This window comes from Acidovorax sp. 106 (assembly GCF_003663825.1).
Lineage (GTDB): Bacteria > Pseudomonadota > Gammaproteobacteria > Burkholderiales > Burkholderiaceae_C > Acidovorax.
This window is the reverse complement of sequence record NZ_RCCC01000001.1, coordinates 2,484,048-2,501,109: the sequence shown is the minus strand read 5'-3', so window position 1 is coordinate 2,501,109 and position 17,062 is coordinate 2,484,048. Positions and strand designations below refer to the sequence as shown.

The following is a 17,062-nucleotide window of genomic DNA, read 5'->3' as shown; positions in this document are numbered from 1 at the left end:
GCCGCAGAAATCGGAAGATGGCAGTCATGGACGGTTTGCTTGCAAAGGACGGTGACCGATTAAAGGGCACAAAGCCCACCGCCACGGCGCATTCGTCAGCACGTTGACCAACAAAAAGGCACCCGAAGGTGCCTTTTTTCGCAAACCGTGAGAACAGTTCAGTGCTGCAGGATCTTGTTGAGAAAATCCTTGGTGCGCGGCTGGCGCGCATCGGGGTTGTTGAAGAACTCTTCTTTCGAGCAGTCTTCCAAAATCTTCCCGCCCACGTCCATAAAGATCACGCGGTTGCTCACCTTGCGGGCAAAGCCCATTTCGTGGGTCACGCACATCATGGTCATGCCTTCGTTGGCCAGGCCCACCATCACGTCCAGCACTTCGCCCACCATTTCAGGGTCGAGCGCCGAAGTGGGCTCGTCGAACAGCATCACGATGGGGTCCATGCTCAGCGCACGGGCAATGGCCACGCGCTGCTGCTGGCCACCCGAGAGCTGGCCGGGGAACTTGTCCTTGTGGGCGATCAGGCCCACGCGCTCCAGCATCTTCAGGCCGCGCTTCTTGGCATCGTCCGCGCTGCGGCCGAGCACCTTGATCTGCGCAATGGTCAGGTTGTCCGTCACCGACAGGTGAGGGAACAGCTCGAAGTGCTGGAACACCATGCCCACGCGGCTGCGCAGCTTGGGCAAGTTGGTGCTGGGGTCGTGCAGCTTCACACCATCCACCGAAATTTCGCCCTTTTGAAAGGGCTCCAGCGCGTTGATGGTCTTGATCAGCGTGGACTTGCCGGAGCCTGAAGGGCCGCACACCACCACCACTTCGCCTTTTTGGATGGTGGCCGAGCACTCGTTGAGCACCTGCACCGAGCCATACCACTTGGATACGTTCTTGAGTTCGATCATTGTTTATTCCTCAATCTCTCGGATCACCGGATGATGGCGATCTTCTGGTGCAAGCGCTTGACCATCCAGGACAAGGCGTAGCACATCACAAAATACAGCGCCGCTGCGGCCAGGTAGGCCTCAATCGGGCGGCCAAAGTTCTTGCCAGCGACTTCAAAGCCCTTGAGCATGTCATACGCACCGATGGCATACACCAGCGACGTATCCTGGAACAAGATGATGGTCTGCGTGAGCAGCACCGGCAGCATGTTGCGAAACGCCTGGGGCAGCACCACAAGCTTCATGTTCTGGCCATAGGTCATGCCCAGGGCCTGGCCTGCATACACCTGGCCACGGGGAATGGACTGGATGCCCGCGCGCATGATCTCACTGAAGTACGCCGCCTCGAAAGCGATGAACGTCACCACCGCCGACACTTCCGCCCCGATGGGGCGGCCAATGATGGCGGGCATGAGCAAGAAGAACCACAGAATCACCATCACCAGCGGAATGGAGCGCATGCCGTTGACATAGATGGTGGCAGGCACATCCAGCCACTTGCGGCCCGACAGGCGCATGAGCGCCAGCAGAGTGCCAAACACCACACCGCCAATCGTGGCCACCACCGTGAGCATCAGGCTGAAGTACAGCCCCTTGAGCACGAAGTTGGAGATCAGGTCCCAGTTGTAAAACGAAAAGTCGAGATTCATATCAATGGCCTCCGCCCGAGGCACCGGCAATCACCACGCCAGGAATCCGCACACGCTTTTCGATGAACGCCATGATGCGATTGATGGCAAAGGCCGAGATGATGTACAGCCCCGTCACTCCAAGGTACACCTCAATGCCGCGCGAGGTCTCTTCCTGCGCCTGCATGGCGAACATCGTGAGTTCGGCCACCGACACGGCAAACGCCACCGACGAGTTCTTGAAGATGTTCATCGTCTCGCTGGTCAGCGGCGGGATGATGATGCGAAACGCCATGGGCAGCAGCACATAGCGGTAGGTCTGGAACGTGGTGAAACCCACAGCCAAACCAGCGTACCGCTGGCCGCGCGGCAAGGTCTGAATCCCTGAGCGCACCTGCTCGGCAATCCGCGCCGATGTGAAAAAGCCCAGCGCAAACACCACCAGCACAAAGCCCGGCACACTCTTCATGGCCGGAATCAGGGTGGGCAGCACGTGGTACCACAAGAAAATCTGCACCAGCAAAGGTATGTTGCGAAACAGCTCCACCCACGCATTGCCCAGGCGCACCACCATCGGACTGTTGGGCAACGTGCGCAAGGTGCCAATCACCGCGCCAATCACCAACGCCAGCAACAACGCGAGCAGCGAAACAGACACCGTCCAGCCCCAGGCTGACAGCATCCAGTCCAGGTACGTGATGTCGCCGCCCTTGCCAAAGCAGCCCTGCACCACCTCCCGCTCCATGGTGTCCTGGCAGAACACCTGCCAATCCCAACTCATAGGATCACCCCTTTAATGTCTTGATATTGCATTGGGCACAACCTTGTGCCGGCCCAACAAAAAAGCCCCTTCAAACCCGCTGTTCGAAGGGGCGGCAGTCGTTCAAGAATTACTTCTTGGCGTAGTCTTCTGCAGGCTTGTCGTTAGGGTTGGCCCAAGCAGCCTTGGTGGCTTCGGACATGGGCAGGCCAATCTTGGTGTTGGTCGGTGGCACGGGTTGCATAAACCACTTGTCGTACAGCTTGGCCAGCGAGCCGTCCTTGATCTGGCGCTTGATGGAGTCGTCCACGGCCTTCTTGAAGCCAGCGTCGTCCTTGGGCAGCATGCAGGCGATGGGTTCCACGCTCAGCACTTCGCCCACGATCTTGTAGTCGGCAGGGTTCTTGGACTTGGAGACGTTGGCAGCCAGGATGGAGCCGTCCATCACAAAGGCGTCGGCACGGCCGGTTTCCAGCATCAGGAAGCTGTCAGCGTGATCCTTGCCGAACACTTCCTTGAAGTCGATACCGCCAGCGCGCTCATGCTTGCGCAGAGTTTGCACCGAAGTGGTGCCTGTGGTGGTCGCCACGCTCTTGCCGTTCAGGTCCTTGATGGAGGTGATGCCGGAGTTGGCCTTCACCACCATGCGCACTTCTTCCACGTAGGTGGTCACAGCAAAAGCCACATCCTTTTGGCGCGTAGCGTTGTTGGTGGTGGAGCCGCACTCCAGGTCCACCGTACCGTTGGTGACCAAAGGCACGCGGTTTTGCGATGTCACGGGCTGGTATTTGATGTCCAGCTTGGCCAAGCCCAGTTGCTTCTGGATATCGTGCAGAACGATTTCACCCATTTCGGTGTGGAAGCCCACGTACTTGCCATTGCCCAATGTGTAGGACAGGCCAGAGGACTCACGCACCCCCAGAGTCACGCTGCCGGAGGCCTTGATCTTGGCCAGGGTGTCGTTGGCTTGGGCAAACGCACTGCCTGCGGCCAGAGCGGTCACGGCAATTGCCAGCAAATGTTTTTTCATGAGTATCTCCTTAGGGGGTTATCGAAAAGGGAGGGGTTGAGCGCGCTGTCCGGCCTGTCTTGCAAGCCAAGCAAATGCTTCCAGATGAAACTACGCGACCAGCGATCTTATTCAGAACGGAACCTGGTCGGTAGGGTACTTCCAAAAGTCCCTCAACAGGTAGCTAACGGGGATGTTCAGCGGCTTGTTGTGGGGCGGAATGGGTTGGGCAAACCACTTGTCGTAGACGGGATAGATCTCGCGGCTGGTGACCAGGCGGCGCATTTCATCGTCCACCAATTTTTTGAAATCCGGGTCGTTCTTGGGCAGCATGATGGCCAGCGGCTCGGTGGTCACAAACCGCCCAACCACCTTGAGGGCCTTAGGATCGGGCCGCGAGGCCGCCAGACCGTACAGCAGCACATCGTCCATCAAGAAGGCCTCGGCCTCGCCCTTCTCCACCATCTCCACGCCCCGGGCGTGGTCAGGCACTTCCACAATCTGGATGCCCATCAGCCGTTCACGGTTGGCCTGCACCGCAGCCTTGAGCGGCGTAGTGCCCTTGGTGGATGCCAGGGTTTTGCCCTGCAAGTCTTCCAGTCGGTCGATGGGGCTGGCGGCCTTGACCAGCAAGCGCGCACCGGTGATGAAATGTGGCACGGTGAACGCGACCTTCTGGCGCCGCTCGGCATTGTTGGTGGTTGAGCCGCATTCGAGGTCGGCCTTGCCCTGCTCGATCATGTCGATGCGATTGGACGGCGAGACCATCACGAACTCCACGTCCATGTTCTTGGCACCCGCCTTCTTGCGCACCACTTCGGCCAGACGCAGGCACAAATCCACCGCATAGCCCACGGGCTTGCCCGAAGCGGCATCGACATACGAGAACGGCACGGCCGACTCGCGGTGGGCAATGACCAGCTTACCGCCGGCGCTGATGCGTTCCAGCACGGTGGCGGCCGAGGCGGCAGATGCGCAGCACAGGGCCGCAAGGCACAACGCCAATCCCCAATGCTGATGTTTCATGCGGCCTCTCGGTGAATAAACTGAAACAGATGGATGCAATCTTCGTGCCATCACGCAGCCACTGCGGCGTATGGTGGAGCCCCGAAGCGCACGGCGCGAACTTTACGTGTCGCCCCTGTGAAACTCCAATGCCGTTTGCGCGCCCAACTATGCAAAATATTTATGTCGGTATTTACCCTTAGCATGGGTTGGCTTGCGTTTGCAGGTAGGCCCACAGGGCCTGGGCAGTGCCCTTGGGGGCCTCTTTGCCCGCAGGCTTCTCGCGATAAGCGCGCACATCCATGAGCATTTGCAACCCGTCCGTGTCGGATGGGGCGGCGCTGACCAGCCGCTTGGCACGCAGTTCTTTCTTGACCGCGCTGTGCGGAAGAAAGGCCACGCCATGCCCCTCCAGCGCCATGGCCTTCAGGCCCTCGGCCATGTCGGTCTCGTACACCCGCTCCAGGTGGATGGGCGTAGCGGACTCTTTGAGGATCAGCTCCGTCACCCGCCCCAGGTAAGCCCCTGGCGCATAGCCCAGGTAAGGCAGCGGCTGCCCCGCGCGGCCTGGTAGCCGGAACAGCGGCTCGCCATCCGCATCGGGCTTGCTGTAGGGCGAAAGCACCTCCTGGCCCAGGCTCACCATCTCGTAGCGGTCTGCGTCGAGCTGAAAGGGTTGCGAGGAGTGGTGGTAGGCAATGAGCAAGTCACAACCCCCTTCCACCAGCCGCATCACGGCGTCGTGCACATTCAGCGCAATCAGGCGGCTTTTGAAGGGGCCGAACTTGTCGTGCAGGCTCGACACCCAGGCCGGAAAGAACGTGAACGCCAGCGTGTGCGGCACGGCGAACTCGATCATGTCTTTGCCCGCACTGGTGTGCGCGCGCAGCATGGCACGGGTGTTCTGCAGGGCCTGCAGCATTTCCAGGGCTTGGTCGTACAGCGTCTTGCCCGCAGGCGTGAGGCGCGTGGGGTACGAGCTGCGGTCCACCAGATCAGTGCCCGCCCAAGCCTCCAGGGCCTGGATGCGCCGCGAGAACGCGGGCTGGGTCACATGCCGCAACTGGGCCGATCGGCTGAAGCTGCGCGTTTCCGCGAGGCTGACGAAATCTTCTAACCACTTGGTTTCCATCGGCCGCATTATCCGCTGGGGCCCTAGAGCGTGTTATGAACTTTGCTGCGTGAGCACGGAGCCAAGGGTAGAGTTTGCAGATGCCCCGCAAGCCTTACCCGACAGACGTCAGCGATGAAGAATGGAGCTTCGCTGCGCCCTACCTGACCTTGATGAATCAGCACGCGCCCCAGCGCGAGCATGATCTGCGCGAAGTCTTCAACGCGCTGCGCTGGCTGGTGAGCGCAGGAGCGCCCTGGCGGATGCTGCCCAACGATCTGCCGCCGTGGGAGGCGGTCTACCAGCAAAGCAGGCGTTGGCTTGACGCGGGCTGCTTCGAGGCGATAGTGTCGGATCTGCGCTCCATCATTCGCGTAGCACAGGGGCGCCAGGGCCAGCCCAGCGCAGTAGTGATGGATGGGCGCACGCTGCAATCGAGTTGCGAGAGCGGTCCACGTGCAGGCTACGACGGCTACAAACGCAAGCGCGGCAGCAAGGTGCACATGGCCGTGGACACGCTGGGCCACTTGCTGGCAGTGCATGTCACGCCTGCAGACGAACAGGAACGTGCGCAGGTGCAGCGCCTGTGCGAAGACGTACAGCAGGCCACGGGCCACACGGTACAACTGGCCTGGGCAGACCAAGGCTACACGGGTGAAGCGGCATCCAAAGCGGCGCAGGACAACGGCATCGACCTGCACATCGTGAAGCTGCCCGAGGCAAAGAAAGGCTTTGTACTGCTGCCGCGCCGCTGGGTGGTGGAGAGAAGCTTCGGCTGGCTGGCGAGGTTTCGCAGGCTATCGCGGGACTACGAGCGACTACCCGAAGTGCTCGGCGGGCTGCATTTCCTGGTGTTTGCGGTGCTCATGTTGCCCGCTGCCGCACGGGTGCTGGCTGCAGCGGGAAGTTCATAACACGCTCTAGGCCACACGGGGTCAGCGGAATGCGCGAGCAGTGCGGGTTTTCCAGGGGGTCAGCGCTCTCAATTCCCCTAGGCCCCACCAGATAATCAAGTGCTGGCGGCACGCACCCTGTGTCCTGTTCGTTACTGCCGTTGCACCCCACCGGCCAGCCGCACGCCCAGCCCCCCCCGCCTCGCTGATCCACCTCTATCGCGAGAACGCTTTCGCTCCCTTGCACTTGCCCATCTGCTCCATGTCCCCCAACCCCACCCCCCGCCCGTCTGAGCCAGAGGCGGAGCCCCGCTCTTTGCGCCTTGAAGACTGGCTCACCGTCATCGTCATGGCGGCCCTCGCACTCATCACCTTTGCCAACGTGCTGGTGCGCTACTTCACCAACTCCTCGTTCGCCTGGACCGAAGAAATCTCCGTGTTCCTGATGATCGCGCTGGCACTCATCGCAGGCTCCGCCGCCGTGGCACGCGACCAGCACATCCGCATCGAATACTTTGCCGAAGGCGGCTCCGCCCTGCGCAGCAAGCGCCTGTCGATGCTGGGCGCGGCCAGCGTGGCCCTGCTGTTTGGCGTGATTGCGGTGCTGAGCGTGCGCGTGGTGTGGGACGACTACCGCTTTGGCGAGACCTCACCCGGCATCGGCGTGCCGCAGTGGTGGTATTCGATCTGGCTGCCGGTGTTCTCCGCACTCATCACGGCGCGCGCCGTGGGCCTGTTCATCCGCCGCAGCCGCAGCACGGCCAACCCAGCCGATGACACGACCAAGGGCACACAAGCATGATCGCCACCCTGCTGTTTGTGGCCTTCCTGGGCCTGATGTTTGTGGGCGTGCCGATTGGCGCCGCGCTGGGGCTGGCAGGCGCCGCTGCCATCGCGCTGGCCAATGCCGACAGCCAGTGGTTCGGCCTGCTGGCCGTGCCGCAGAACTTCTACGCAGGGCTGGGCAAGTACCCGCTGCTGGCCATACCGATGTTCGTGCTGGTCGGCTCGATTTTTGACCGCTCGGGCGTAGCACTGCGCCTCGTCAACTTTGCCGTGGCCATCGTGGGCCGTGGCCCCGGCATGCTGCCGCTGGTGGCGATTGCCGTGGCCATGTTCCTGGGCGGTATTTCCGGCTCAGGCCCGGCCAATGCTGCGGCCGTGGGCGGCGTGATGATTGCGGCCATGTCGCGCGCGGGCTACCCGCCTTCGTTCTCGGCCAGCGTGGTGGGGGCAGCGGCCGCCACCGACATCCTGATCCCGCCGTCCGTCGCCTTCATCATTTACTCGGTGCTGGTGCCAGGCGCCTCGGTGCCTGCGCTGTTTGCGGCCGGCATGATCCCGGGCATCCTGGCCGGTGTGGCGCTCATCGTGCCCGCCGTGTGGATGGCGCGCAAACACAAGATGGGCGCACTCGAAGCCACCATGCCCCGCCCCCCGTTCTGGAAGAGCCTTCGCGAGGCCACCTGGGGCCTGGCCGCACCTGTGCTGATCCTGGGCGGCATGCGCGCAGGCTGGTTCACGCCGACGGAAGCCGCTGTGGTCGCGGTGTTCTACGGCCTCTTCGTGGGCATGGTGATCCACCGCACGATCAAGGTGCGCGACCTGTTTCCCATCCTTCGCGAATCGGGCGAGCTGTCGGCAGTGATCCTGATCGTGGTATCGCTCGCGGGCATCTTTGCGTATTCGCTGTCCACGCTGGGCGTGATCGACCCGGTGGCCAACGCCATCGTGAACTCGGGCCTGGGCGAATACGGCGTGCTGGCACTGCTCATCGTGCTGCTGATCACCGTGGGCATGTTCCTCGACGGCATCTCGATCTTCCTGATCTTCGTGCCGCTGCTCTTGCCCATCATGCAGTTCTACCAGTGGGATCCAGTCTGGTTCGGCGTCATCCTCACGCTCAAGGTCGCGCTGGGCCAGTTCACGCCGCCGCTGGCCGTGAACCTGATGGTGTCTTGCCGCATCGCCGGGGTGCGCATGGAGTCCACCGTGCGCTGGGTGGGCTGGATGCTGTTTGCCATGTTCCTGGTGATGGTGCTGGTGATTGCCTTCCCGCAACTGGCGCTGTGGCTGCCCGCCAAGCTGGGTTATTAATATGACAAAAATGCTTGCAGCGCTTATAAAACAAGCGCCGCAAGCTACTATTTTTATAGCAAGGAGACTTTATGAAACTGCGCACCTTCCTCACCTCCGCCGTGGCCGCTGCGGCCGCCCTGGCCTTCACCGCCCCTGCCGCCATTGCCCAGACCGCTTACAAGAGCGAGTACCGCATGTCGCTCGTGCTGGGCACCGCCTTCCCCTGGGGCAAGGGCGGCGAGCTGTGGGCCAACAAAGTGCGCGAGCGCACCCAGGGCCGCATCAACATCAAGCTGTACCCCGGTGTGTCGCTGATCCAGGGCGACCAGACGCGCGAGTTCAGCGCGCTGCGCCAGGGCGTGATCGACATGGCCGTGGGCTCCACCATCAACTGGTCGCCGCAGGTCAAGGCGCTGAACCTGTTCTCGCTGCCCTTCCTGTTCCCCGACTACAAGGCCGTTGATGCCGTCACGCAAGGCGACGTGGGCAAGCAGATCTTCGCCACGCTGGACAAGGCCGGCGTGATGCCCCTGGCCTGGGGCGAGAACGGCTACCGCGAAATCTCCAACTCCAAGCTGGCCATCAAGAGCCCTGCCGACCTCAAGGGCCTGAAGATCCGCGTCGTGGGCTCGCCCCTGTTCCTCGACACCTTCACCGCCCTGGGCGCCAACCCCACGCAAATGAGCTGGGCCGATGCGCAGCCCGCGTTTGCCAGCGGCGCCGTGGACGGGCAAGAGAACCCCATTGCGGTCTACCAGGCCGCCAAGCTGCACACCGTGGCCCAAAAGCACATCACCATGTGGGGCTATGTGAACGACCCGCTGGTGTTTGTGGTGAACAAGGACATCTGGAACAGCTGGACACCCGCCGACCGCGAGATCGTCAAGCAAGCGGCCATCGACGCGGGCAAGGAAGAAATCGCCATCGCCCGCAAAGGCATGGTCGAAGCCGACAAGCCCCTGCTCAAGGACATCGCTGCCAATGGCGTGACCGTGACGCAGCTCTCGGCTGCCGAACGCGACGCCTTTGTGAAGGCCACACGCCCTGTGTACGAAAAGTGGAAGGGCCAAATTGGCACTGAGTTGGTGACTGCGGCGGAAAAGGCCATTGCGGCACGCAAGTAAGCGCTCCCCCAAACACTCCTAAAACCATAGCTTCTAGCGCTTGTATATCAAGCGCTAGAAGCTTTTTTTATGCCCCAATCCCAACGACAGCGATCACAGGCCGCCAACCTCCGCGCCCGCACACCCGCCCCTCGAAACCGCTTCCCAGCACCGCTGAGAAAACGGCGGCGCACACGGCAGCCTCGCACCACGCAGCCCCGCTTCCCTAAACCAACCATATTGGTAATACCAATAATTCAAAAAATTCCTCAAGCACCCAAAATCAGTATTTACCCTATCAACCCAGCAAGCCTACAGAGCACAAAATGCAACCAATTCGCATGGATGGTCTATTTTGGTCATACCAATTTAACTAAGCGCCTCCACTTGAAGGCAAAGCGCAAAGCCTGCTTTCATGCCAGCCCACCCCTAGGCACCTGACCTGAGGGGACAGCGGCCGGAGACAACGCCGCCCAAAACGGCGCATCCACTGCGGTGAAGAAAGCCATGGGCCTTTGGCCCTTGTCTGCCTCTCAATGTCTCACTGACCGTTATGCAAACCCTCTGGCAACAAAACTATGACCCGGCCGGGAACATCTGGCTCTCCGCGCTCATCGCCCTCATCCCCATCGTCTTTTTCTTTCTGGCCCTGACCAAGCTGCGGCTCAAGGGCTACCAGGCGGGCACCGTGACGGTGCTGCTGGCCCTGGGTGTAGCGCTGCTGTTCTACAAGATGCCCGTCAGCGCCGCATTGGCCTCGGCCGTGTATGGCTTCTTCTACGGCCTGTGGCCCATCGCCTGGATCATTGTGGCCGCCGTGTTTCTGTACAAGCTGTCGGTCAAGACCGGGCAGTTTGATGTGATCCGCAGCTCCATCCTGTCCGTCACGCACGACCAGCGCCTGCAGCTCATCCTGGTGGGCTTTTGCTTCGGCGCGTTTCTGGAAGGCGCGGCCGGGTTTGGTGCCCCCGTGGCCATCACCGCTGCGCTGCTGGTGGGCCTGGGTTTCAAGCCGCTGCACGCCGCCGGCCTGTGCCTGATCGCCAACACCGCCCCCGTGGCCTTTGGCGCCATGGGCATTCCGGTCATCGTGGCGGGTCAGGTATCGGGCATCGACCCCTTCCTCATCGGCCAGATGGCCGGGCGCCAGCTGCCCTTCATGACCATCCTGGTGCTGTTCTGGATCATGGCGATCATGGACGGCTGGCGCGGCGTGAAGGAGACCTGGCCTGCCGTGCTGGTGGGTGGCGGCTCGTTCGCCGTGGTGCAGTTCCTCACCGCCAACTACATTGGCCCTGAACTGCCCGACATCACCTCGGCCATCGTCTCGCTGATTGCCCTGACGGCCTTCCTCAAGGTGTGGCAGCCCAAGCGCATCTTCCGCTTTGACACCAGCGACAGCACGGCAACGTCCGCTGCCAAGCCAGTGGCCACCAGCACTGCGCCCCTCACCGCAGGCGCCATCATCAAGGCCTGGTCGCCCTTCATCATCCTGACCGGCATGGTCACGATCTGGAGCATCAAGCCCTTCAAGGCGCTGTTCGCCGCAGGCGGCCCCCTGGCCTCCACCATCATCAACATCCCCGTTCCCATGCTGGACAAGCTGGTCGCCAAGATGCCGCCCGTGGTCGCACAGGCCACGCCGTATGGCGCGGTGTACACCTTCAACTGGCTGGCCGCCACCGGCACCGCCATCCTGATTGCGGCCATCCTGACCATCGCCTTCGCCCGTTTCTCCCCCGCCAAGGCCGTGGCCACGCTGGGCGAGACGGTGCGCGAGCTGGTCATCCCGATCTACTCCATCGGCATGGTGCTGGCCTTTGCCTTCGTGGCCAACTACTCCGGCCTGTCCGCCACGCTGGCCCTGGCGCTGGCCCACACGGGCAAGGCGTTCACATTCTTCTCGCCCTTCCTGGGCTGGATTGGCGTGTTCCTCACAGGCTCGGACACCTCGGCCAACGCCTTGTTTGGTGCGCTGCAAGCCACCACGGCCAACCAGCTGGGCCTGTCACCCGTGCTCACCGTGGCGGCCAACACCACCGGCGGCGTCACCGGCAAGATGATTTCGCCCCAGTCCATTGCCATTGCCTGCGCGGCCGTGGGCCTGGCGGGCAAGGAATCGGACCTGTTCCGCTTCACCGTCAAGCACAGCCTGGTGTTCGCCGCCATCATCGGCATCATCTGCACGCTGCAGGCCTATGTGTTTACGTGGATGATTCCGGGTCATTGAAACCCTGAATCTGAGAGCCCCCATGCGCCTAGCCGATCACGTTGTCGAAAAACTGCTTGCCCTGGTGCAAGAACGCGGACTGCAGCCCGGACAAAAGCTGCCCGCAGAACGGCAACTGGCCGAGGTGCTGGGGGTGTCGCGCACCTCGGTGCGCGAAGCCATCCAGAAGCTCACCAGCCAGGGCGTGCTCTCGGCCCGGCGTGGCGACGGCACCTACGTGCAGCAGACCAACAAACCTGCCGAATGGCTGCAAGAAGCCATGGTGCCGCTGGCGGGCCTGATCGAATCCGACCCGCACTATCGCTACGACGTGCTGGAGACGCGCCACGCGCTGGAAACCAGCACCGCCTGGCTGGCCGCGCAGCGCGCCACCGCGCAGGACAAGGCGCACATCCAGCGCTGCTTTGAAGTGATGCTGCAGCACCAGCAAAGCGGCCACGCCGAGCTGGCAGCACGCGCCGACGCGCAGTTCCACCTGGCCATTGCCGAAGCCTCGCACAACCTGGTGCTGGTGCAGGTGATGCACAGCCTGTTCACCGTGGTGCTCTCCACCGTGGAGCGCAACCGCCACGACATGTTCCGCCTGAGCGCCCCTGTCACGCTGCAGGCGCTGACGGCGCAGCACCAGGCGCTGATGCAGGCCATTCTGGACGGCGACCCGCAGCGCGCGCGCGCATGCATCGGCGAGCACCTGGAGCATGTGCGCACCACCATCCAGCGCATGGACGAAGACCGCGCACGGCGCGAACGTTCCATGCGCCTGCCCCTGGATCTAGCCCCCCAAGACCTGAGACAGCCACCACCATGATCATCTCCTCCAGCGCCGACTACCGCACGGTGGCGCAAAAGTTTCTCCCGCCCTTCCTGTTCCACTACATCGACGGTGGCTCGTATGCCGAGCAGACACTGCGCCGCAATGTGGACGACTTTGCCGCCGTGGCATTGCGCCAGCGCGTACTCAAGGACATGAGCCAGCTGGACACCAGCATCGAGCTGTTTGGCGAAAAGCTCAGCATCCCTGTCGCCCTCTCGCCCGTGGGCCTGACGGGCATGTACCGCCGCCGCGGCGAGGTGCAGGCCGCCCGCGCGGCCAGCAGGCACGGCATTCCGTTCACCATGTCCAGCGTATCGGTCTGCCCCATCGAAGAGGTGGCGCCCATGATCAAACGCCCCATGTGGTTCCAGCTCTACGTACTCAAAGACCGTGGCTTCATGCAAAACGCGCTGGAGCGTGCGCAGGCCGCAGGCTGCACCACCCTGGTGTTTACGGTAGACATGCCCGTGCCGGGCGCACGCTATCGCGACGCGCATTCGGGCATGAGCGGCCCCAACGCAGCGCTGCGCCGCTACTGGCAGGCCATCACACACCCGTTCTGGGCCTTCGACGTGGGCCTGCTGGGCCGCCCGCATGACCTGGGCAACATCTCCGCCTACCGCGGCAGCCCCACGGGCCTGCAGGACTACATGGGCTACCTGGGCGCCAACTTTGATCCGTCCATCTCGTGGAAAGACCTGGAGTGGATTCGCGCCTTCTGGAAGGGCCCGATGGTCATCAAGGGCATCCTGGACCCTGAGGACGCCAAGGACGCCGTGCGCTTTGGCGCGGACGGCATCATCGTCTCCAACCACGGTGGTCGCCAGCTCGACGGCGTGCTGTCGTCGGCCCGCGCGCTGCCCGCCATTGCCGATGCGGTGAAGGGCCAGATCAAGATCCTGGCCGACTCGGGCATCCGCAACGGGCTGGACGTGGTGCGCGCCCTGGCCTTGGGCGCCGACTGCGCCATGATTGGCCGCGCCTACATATACGCGCTGGCCGCAGGCGGCGAGGCCGGTGTGAAGCACCTGCTGGAGCTGCTGGAGAAAGAAATGCGCGTGGCCATGACCCTGACCAGCGTGGCCAAGGTGGCCGACATCTCTGCTGACTTGCTGGTGCGCGAAGCATGAACGCCGCCGCCCCCATCTCCCCTGTCTCCCATATCTCCCCCGTTTCCCGTGATGCCCTGCTCGCACAACTGCGTGACGCCGTGGGCGCCGCCCACGTCCTGACCGACGACCAGGCGACCCGCCGCTTTCGCAAAGGCCACCGCACCGGCGAAGGCCCGGTGCTGGCCGTGGTGCGGCCCGCCACCTTGCTGGAGCAATGGAAGGTGCTGCAGGCCGCCGTGGCGGCCGATCGCATCGTCATCATGCAGGCGGCTAACACCGGGCTGACTGGCGGCTCCACCCCCGACGGCAACCAGTACGACCGCGAGATCATCCTCATGAACACGCTGCGCATCACCGGTGTGCAGGTGGTGCGCGGTGGTGAACAGGTGGTGTGCCTGCCCGGCGCCACGCTCGACCGGCTGGAGCAGACGCTGATCCCCTTCAACCGCGAGCCGCACTCGGTCATCGGCTCGTCGTGCATCGGCGCCTCGGTGCTGGGCGGCATCTGCAACAACTCGGGCGGTGCGCTGGTGCGCCGGGGCCCCGCCTACACCGAGCTGGCGCTGTACGCCCGTGTGCAGGGTGACGGCACGCTGGAGCTGGTGAACCACCTGGGCATCGAGCTGGGCCAAACGCCCGAAGACATCCTGACCCGCCTGCAAAACGGCAGCTACACCGAAGCCGATGTGCGCCACGAGCCCGAGCGCGCCGCATCCGACGCCCGCTACGCCCAGGACGTGCGCGCCGTGGACGCCGACAGCCCCGCCCGCTTCAATGCCGACCCGTCGCGCCTGTTCGAGGCCTCGGGCTCCGCAGGCAAGGTGTGCCTGTTTGCCGTGCGGCTCGACACCTTCCCCAAAGAACCCAGCACGGTGTTCTACATCGGCAGCAACGCGCCCGAAGACCTCACCGCCGTGCGCCGCCACCTGCTCACGGCCCTGCCGCGCCCACCCATTGCCGGTGAATACATCCACCGCACGGCGTTTGACATTGGCGAGAAGTACGGCAAGGACACCTTCCTGCTCATCGACCGCTTTGGCACGGCCCGCGTGCCTGCGGCCTTTGCACTCAAGAGCAAATGGGACGGCTTCTTTGAACGCCTCGGGATGCGCGGCTTTGTGGACCACGCCATCCAGGCCGCCACGCGCCTGCTGCCCAGCCACCTGCCCCGGCGCGTGCGCCAATGGCGCGACCTGTACGAGCACCACCTGCTGGTGCGCGTATCGAACGACCAGGTGGAGGCCACGCGCACCTTCCTGGCCGAGCACTTTGCGCCCGCGCACACCGCAGGCGGCTGGTTTGAATGCGATGCCGACGAAGGGCGCAAAGCCTTCTTGCACCGCTTTGCGATTGCGGGCGCCGCCATCCGCTACCGCGAGGTGCACCGCAGCGAGGTCGAAGACATCGTGGCCCTGGACATTGCCCTGCGCCGCAACGACCGCGAATGGGTGGAGCAACTGCCGCAGGACGTGGAGCGCGATGTGGTGCACAAGCTGTACTACGGCCACTTCTTCTGCCACGTGTTCCACCAGGACTACATCGTGAAAAAGGGCGTGGACCCGCTGGCCATGGAGCACCGCATGTGGGAGCTGCTGGACGAGCGCCGCGCCGAATACCCCGCCGAGCACAACGTGGGCCACCTCTACGTGGCCAAGCCCGCGCTGGCGGGCTTCTATCAGTCGCTAGACCCGACCAACACCTTCAACCCCGGCATCGGCCACACCCCGCGCGGGCGCAACTGGCAGGAGTGCAACCATGCCAGCGGCGGCTGGCCTAAGGGGTATTCAGAGAGCGCGTGACGCGGGTCGGCATCGCCTTGCGCCGCGTTGCCCCGCCTTACCCCGTCTCGCCCCACCCCCAACCGTTCGGGCTGAGCCTGTCGAAGCCGGGGCAACACCCCAACCGTTCGAGCTGAGCTTGTCGAAGCCTTGCGCGGCGCTTCGACAAGCTCAGCGTGAACGGATGGGGAGAGTAGCCTTCCGGGTCAATCGACCGAAGCCGGGCAAGCAGGCGGCACCGGGTGCTTGATGGCGTTCTTCACCAGCTTACGCTCCACCGCGTCGCGCAGGTCCACGCCAGTGTGGTCGGCCAGTTGCAGCAGGTAGAGCAGCACATCGGCCATCTCCTCGCCCACGCGCTCTTTGCACGCCGGGTCGGCGGTGAGTTCCTGCGATTCCTCGGGCGTGAGCCACTGGAAAAGCTCCTGCAGCTCGGCCGCCTCCACCATCAGCGCCATGGCCAGGTTCTTGGGCGTGTGGTACGGCTGCCATTGGCGGGCAGCGGCAAAGGCGCGCAGGCGTTGCTGCAGGTCGGCCAGATCCAGCATCATGCGCCGCTCCTGGGTTGCCCCACACGCCACCCTACGCAAACGCTATTGATTTCATAGCTGCTTGCGCTTATGAATAAAGCGCCAGAGGCCATTTTGATGCTCATAGTGGCGTCACAGGCGCCTCGCCTGCCAAGTGGCGGCGGGCGTTTTCCATGAAGCGGTCCACCGAGTTCTGCACCGCTTCGGGCGACCAGCCCGCCACATGGGGCGTGAGCACCACATTGTCCAGGTCCAGCAGCTCGGCCGGGGGCGCGGGCTCGCTCTCGTACACGTCCAGGCCTGCAGCGGCAATGCGGCCCTCGCGCAGCGCGGCGGCCAGGGCAGCGGTGTCGATCACGCTGCCACGGGCGATGTTGACCACCACACCGCGCGGGCCCAGTGCGTTCAGCACCCCAGCGTTGACCAGGTGCTTGGTGCCCGCACCGCCGGGCGTGGCGATGACGAGGAAGTCCGCCCACTCGGCCAGCGCCGCCACATCGGCAAAGTAGCGGTAAGGCACATCGGTGCGCGCGCTGCGGTTGTGGTAACCCACCTCGATCTCGAAGCCCAGCGCGCGCTGCGCAATCTTCTTGCCGATGGTGCCCAGGCCGATGATGCCCAGCCGCTTGTGCGACACGTTGGGTGGCAGCGGCAAGGCCGTGCGCCAGATGCCTGCGCGCGTGGCCTTGTCCAGCGGCAGGATGCGGCGCTGCGCCGCAATCAGCAGGCCCCAGGTGTGGTCGGCCACGCAGTCGTCGTTGGTGCCCGCACCCGTGGCCACCACAATGCCACGCGCCTTGGCATGGTCTATGGCCACGTTCTCGTAGCCCGCGCCCAGCACGCAAATCAGCGTGAGGGCGGGCAGCGCATCGATCTGCGCGGGCGACAAGCCGATGGCGCCGATGGTGAGCGCCACCCGCACGCGGGGGCCATGCTCGGCAATGGCCGCCGCAGCCGATGCGGCATCGGCTGCGTAGAGGACTTCAAACACCTCGGCCATCTGGGCGCGGTGTTCTTCAGACAGGAAAGTAAGGGCAAGCAGGACAGGCTTCATGGGTTCAAGGTTCTACAAAA

Annotated in this window: 16 protein-coding genes; 8 read left to right on the top strand and 8 right to left on the bottom strand. The window is 63.5% G+C overall.

Annotated features, from left to right (window positions below):
- Positions 1 to 158: 158 nt before the first annotated feature.
- The 6 genes from C8C98_RS11200 to C8C98_RS11175 all read right to left on the bottom strand — a co-directional run bounded on the left by C8C98_RS11200 (position 159) and on the right by C8C98_RS11175 (position 5,470).
- On the bottom strand, positions 159 to 896 hold the full coding sequence (locus tag C8C98_RS11200; protein WP_121454333.1) for an amino acid ABC transporter ATP-binding protein: 738 nt from the start codon (positions 894 to 896) through the stop codon (positions 159 to 161).
- Positions 897 to 919: 23 nt separating this feature from the next.
- Positions 920 to 1,585: an amino acid ABC transporter permease gene (locus C8C98_RS11195; protein WP_099657866.1), complete on the bottom strand. Its 666-nt coding sequence runs from the start codon at positions 1,583 to 1,585 to the stop codon at positions 920 to 922.
- Between the two features lies 1 nt (position 1,586).
- A complete protein-coding gene (locus tag C8C98_RS11190; protein WP_099657865.1) occupies positions 1,587 to 2,345 on the bottom strand; it encodes an amino acid ABC transporter permease in 759 nt (252 codons plus the stop codon).
- A gap of 109 nt (positions 2,346 to 2,454) precedes the next feature.
- Positions 2,455 to 3,354, bottom strand: coding sequence for an amino acid ABC transporter substrate-binding protein (locus C8C98_RS11185; RefSeq protein WP_121454332.1), 900 nt, complete (start codon positions 3,352 to 3,354; stop codon positions 2,455 to 2,457).
- Between the two features lie 111 nt (positions 3,355 to 3,465).
- Positions 3,466 to 4,359: an amino acid ABC transporter substrate-binding protein gene (locus tag C8C98_RS11180; protein ID WP_121454331.1), complete on the bottom strand. Its 894-nt coding sequence runs from the start codon at positions 4,357 to 4,359 to the stop codon at positions 3,466 to 3,468.
- Between the two features lie 178 nt (positions 4,360 to 4,537).
- The gene (locus C8C98_RS11175) at positions 4,538 to 5,470 is read right to left on the bottom strand and encodes a LysR family transcriptional regulator (protein ID WP_121454330.1); all 933 of its coding nucleotides are present in this window, start codon (positions 5,468 to 5,470) and stop codon (positions 4,538 to 4,540) included.
- Between the two features lie 80 nt (positions 5,471 to 5,550).
- Between C8C98_RS11175 and C8C98_RS11170 the strand changes: the two genes are divergently transcribed.
- The 8 genes from C8C98_RS11170 (at position 5,551) to dld (ending at position 15,479) form a co-directional block, all read left to right on the top strand.
- Positions 5,551 to 6,363 (top strand): IS5 family transposase, encoded by an 813-nt coding sequence (locus C8C98_RS11170; RefSeq protein ID WP_121454329.1) that lies wholly within the window; start codon positions 5,551 to 5,553, stop codon positions 6,361 to 6,363.
- A 241-nt stretch (positions 6,364 to 6,604) separates the two neighbouring features.
- Positions 6,605 to 7,144 carry a TRAP transporter small permease gene (locus C8C98_RS11165; protein ID WP_121454328.1) on the top strand — a complete coding sequence of 180 codons (540 nt, stop codon included), beginning with the start codon at positions 6,605 to 6,607 and terminating at the stop codon, positions 7,142 to 7,144.
- A complete protein-coding gene (locus tag C8C98_RS11160; RefSeq protein ID WP_121454327.1) occupies positions 7,141 to 8,439 on the top strand; it encodes a TRAP transporter large permease in 1,299 nt (432 codons plus the stop codon). The genes C8C98_RS11165 and C8C98_RS11160 overlap by 4 nt, the downstream gene beginning before the upstream one ends.
- Positions 8,440 to 8,510: 71 nt before the next feature.
- A complete protein-coding gene (locus C8C98_RS11155) occupies positions 8,511 to 9,545 on the top strand; it encodes a DctP family TRAP transporter solute-binding subunit (RefSeq protein WP_121454326.1) in 1,035 nt (344 codons plus the stop codon).
- Positions 9,546 to 10,077: 532 nt separating this feature from the next.
- Positions 10,078 to 11,754 carry an L-lactate permease gene (lldP, locus tag C8C98_RS11150; RefSeq protein WP_121454325.1) on the top strand — a complete coding sequence of 559 codons (1,677 nt, stop codon included), beginning with the start codon at positions 10,078 to 10,080 and terminating at the stop codon, positions 11,752 to 11,754.
- Between the two features lie 22 nt (positions 11,755 to 11,776).
- A complete protein-coding gene (lldR, locus tag C8C98_RS11145; RefSeq protein ID WP_121454324.1) occupies positions 11,777 to 12,562 on the top strand; it encodes a transcriptional regulator LldR in 786 nt (261 codons plus the stop codon).
- Positions 12,559 to 13,698, top strand: coding sequence for an FMN-dependent L-lactate dehydrogenase LldD (gene lldD / locus C8C98_RS11140; protein ID WP_121454323.1), 1,140 nt, complete (start codon positions 12,559 to 12,561; stop codon positions 13,696 to 13,698). Before lldR ends, lldD begins: the two co-directional genes overlap by 4 nt.
- The gene (gene dld, locus C8C98_RS11135; RefSeq protein ID WP_121454322.1) at positions 13,695 to 15,479 is read left to right on the top strand and encodes a D-lactate dehydrogenase; all 1,785 of its coding nucleotides are present in this window, start codon (positions 13,695 to 13,697) and stop codon (positions 15,477 to 15,479) included. Before lldD ends, dld begins: the two co-directional genes overlap by 4 nt.
- A gap of 185 nt (positions 15,480 to 15,664) precedes the next feature.
- Here the strand turns inward: dld and C8C98_RS11130 are convergent, their stop codons facing one another.
- Positions 15,665 to 16,009: a nucleotide pyrophosphohydrolase gene (locus C8C98_RS11130; RefSeq protein WP_370450378.1), complete on the bottom strand. Its 345-nt coding sequence runs from the start codon at positions 16,007 to 16,009 to the stop codon at positions 15,665 to 15,667.
- 100 nt (positions 16,010 to 16,109) lie between these two features.
- Positions 16,110 to 17,042, bottom strand: coding sequence for a 2-hydroxyacid dehydrogenase (locus C8C98_RS11125; RefSeq protein ID WP_121454321.1), 933 nt, complete (start codon positions 17,040 to 17,042; stop codon positions 16,110 to 16,112).
- Positions 17,043 to 17,062 lie beyond the last annotated feature (20 nt).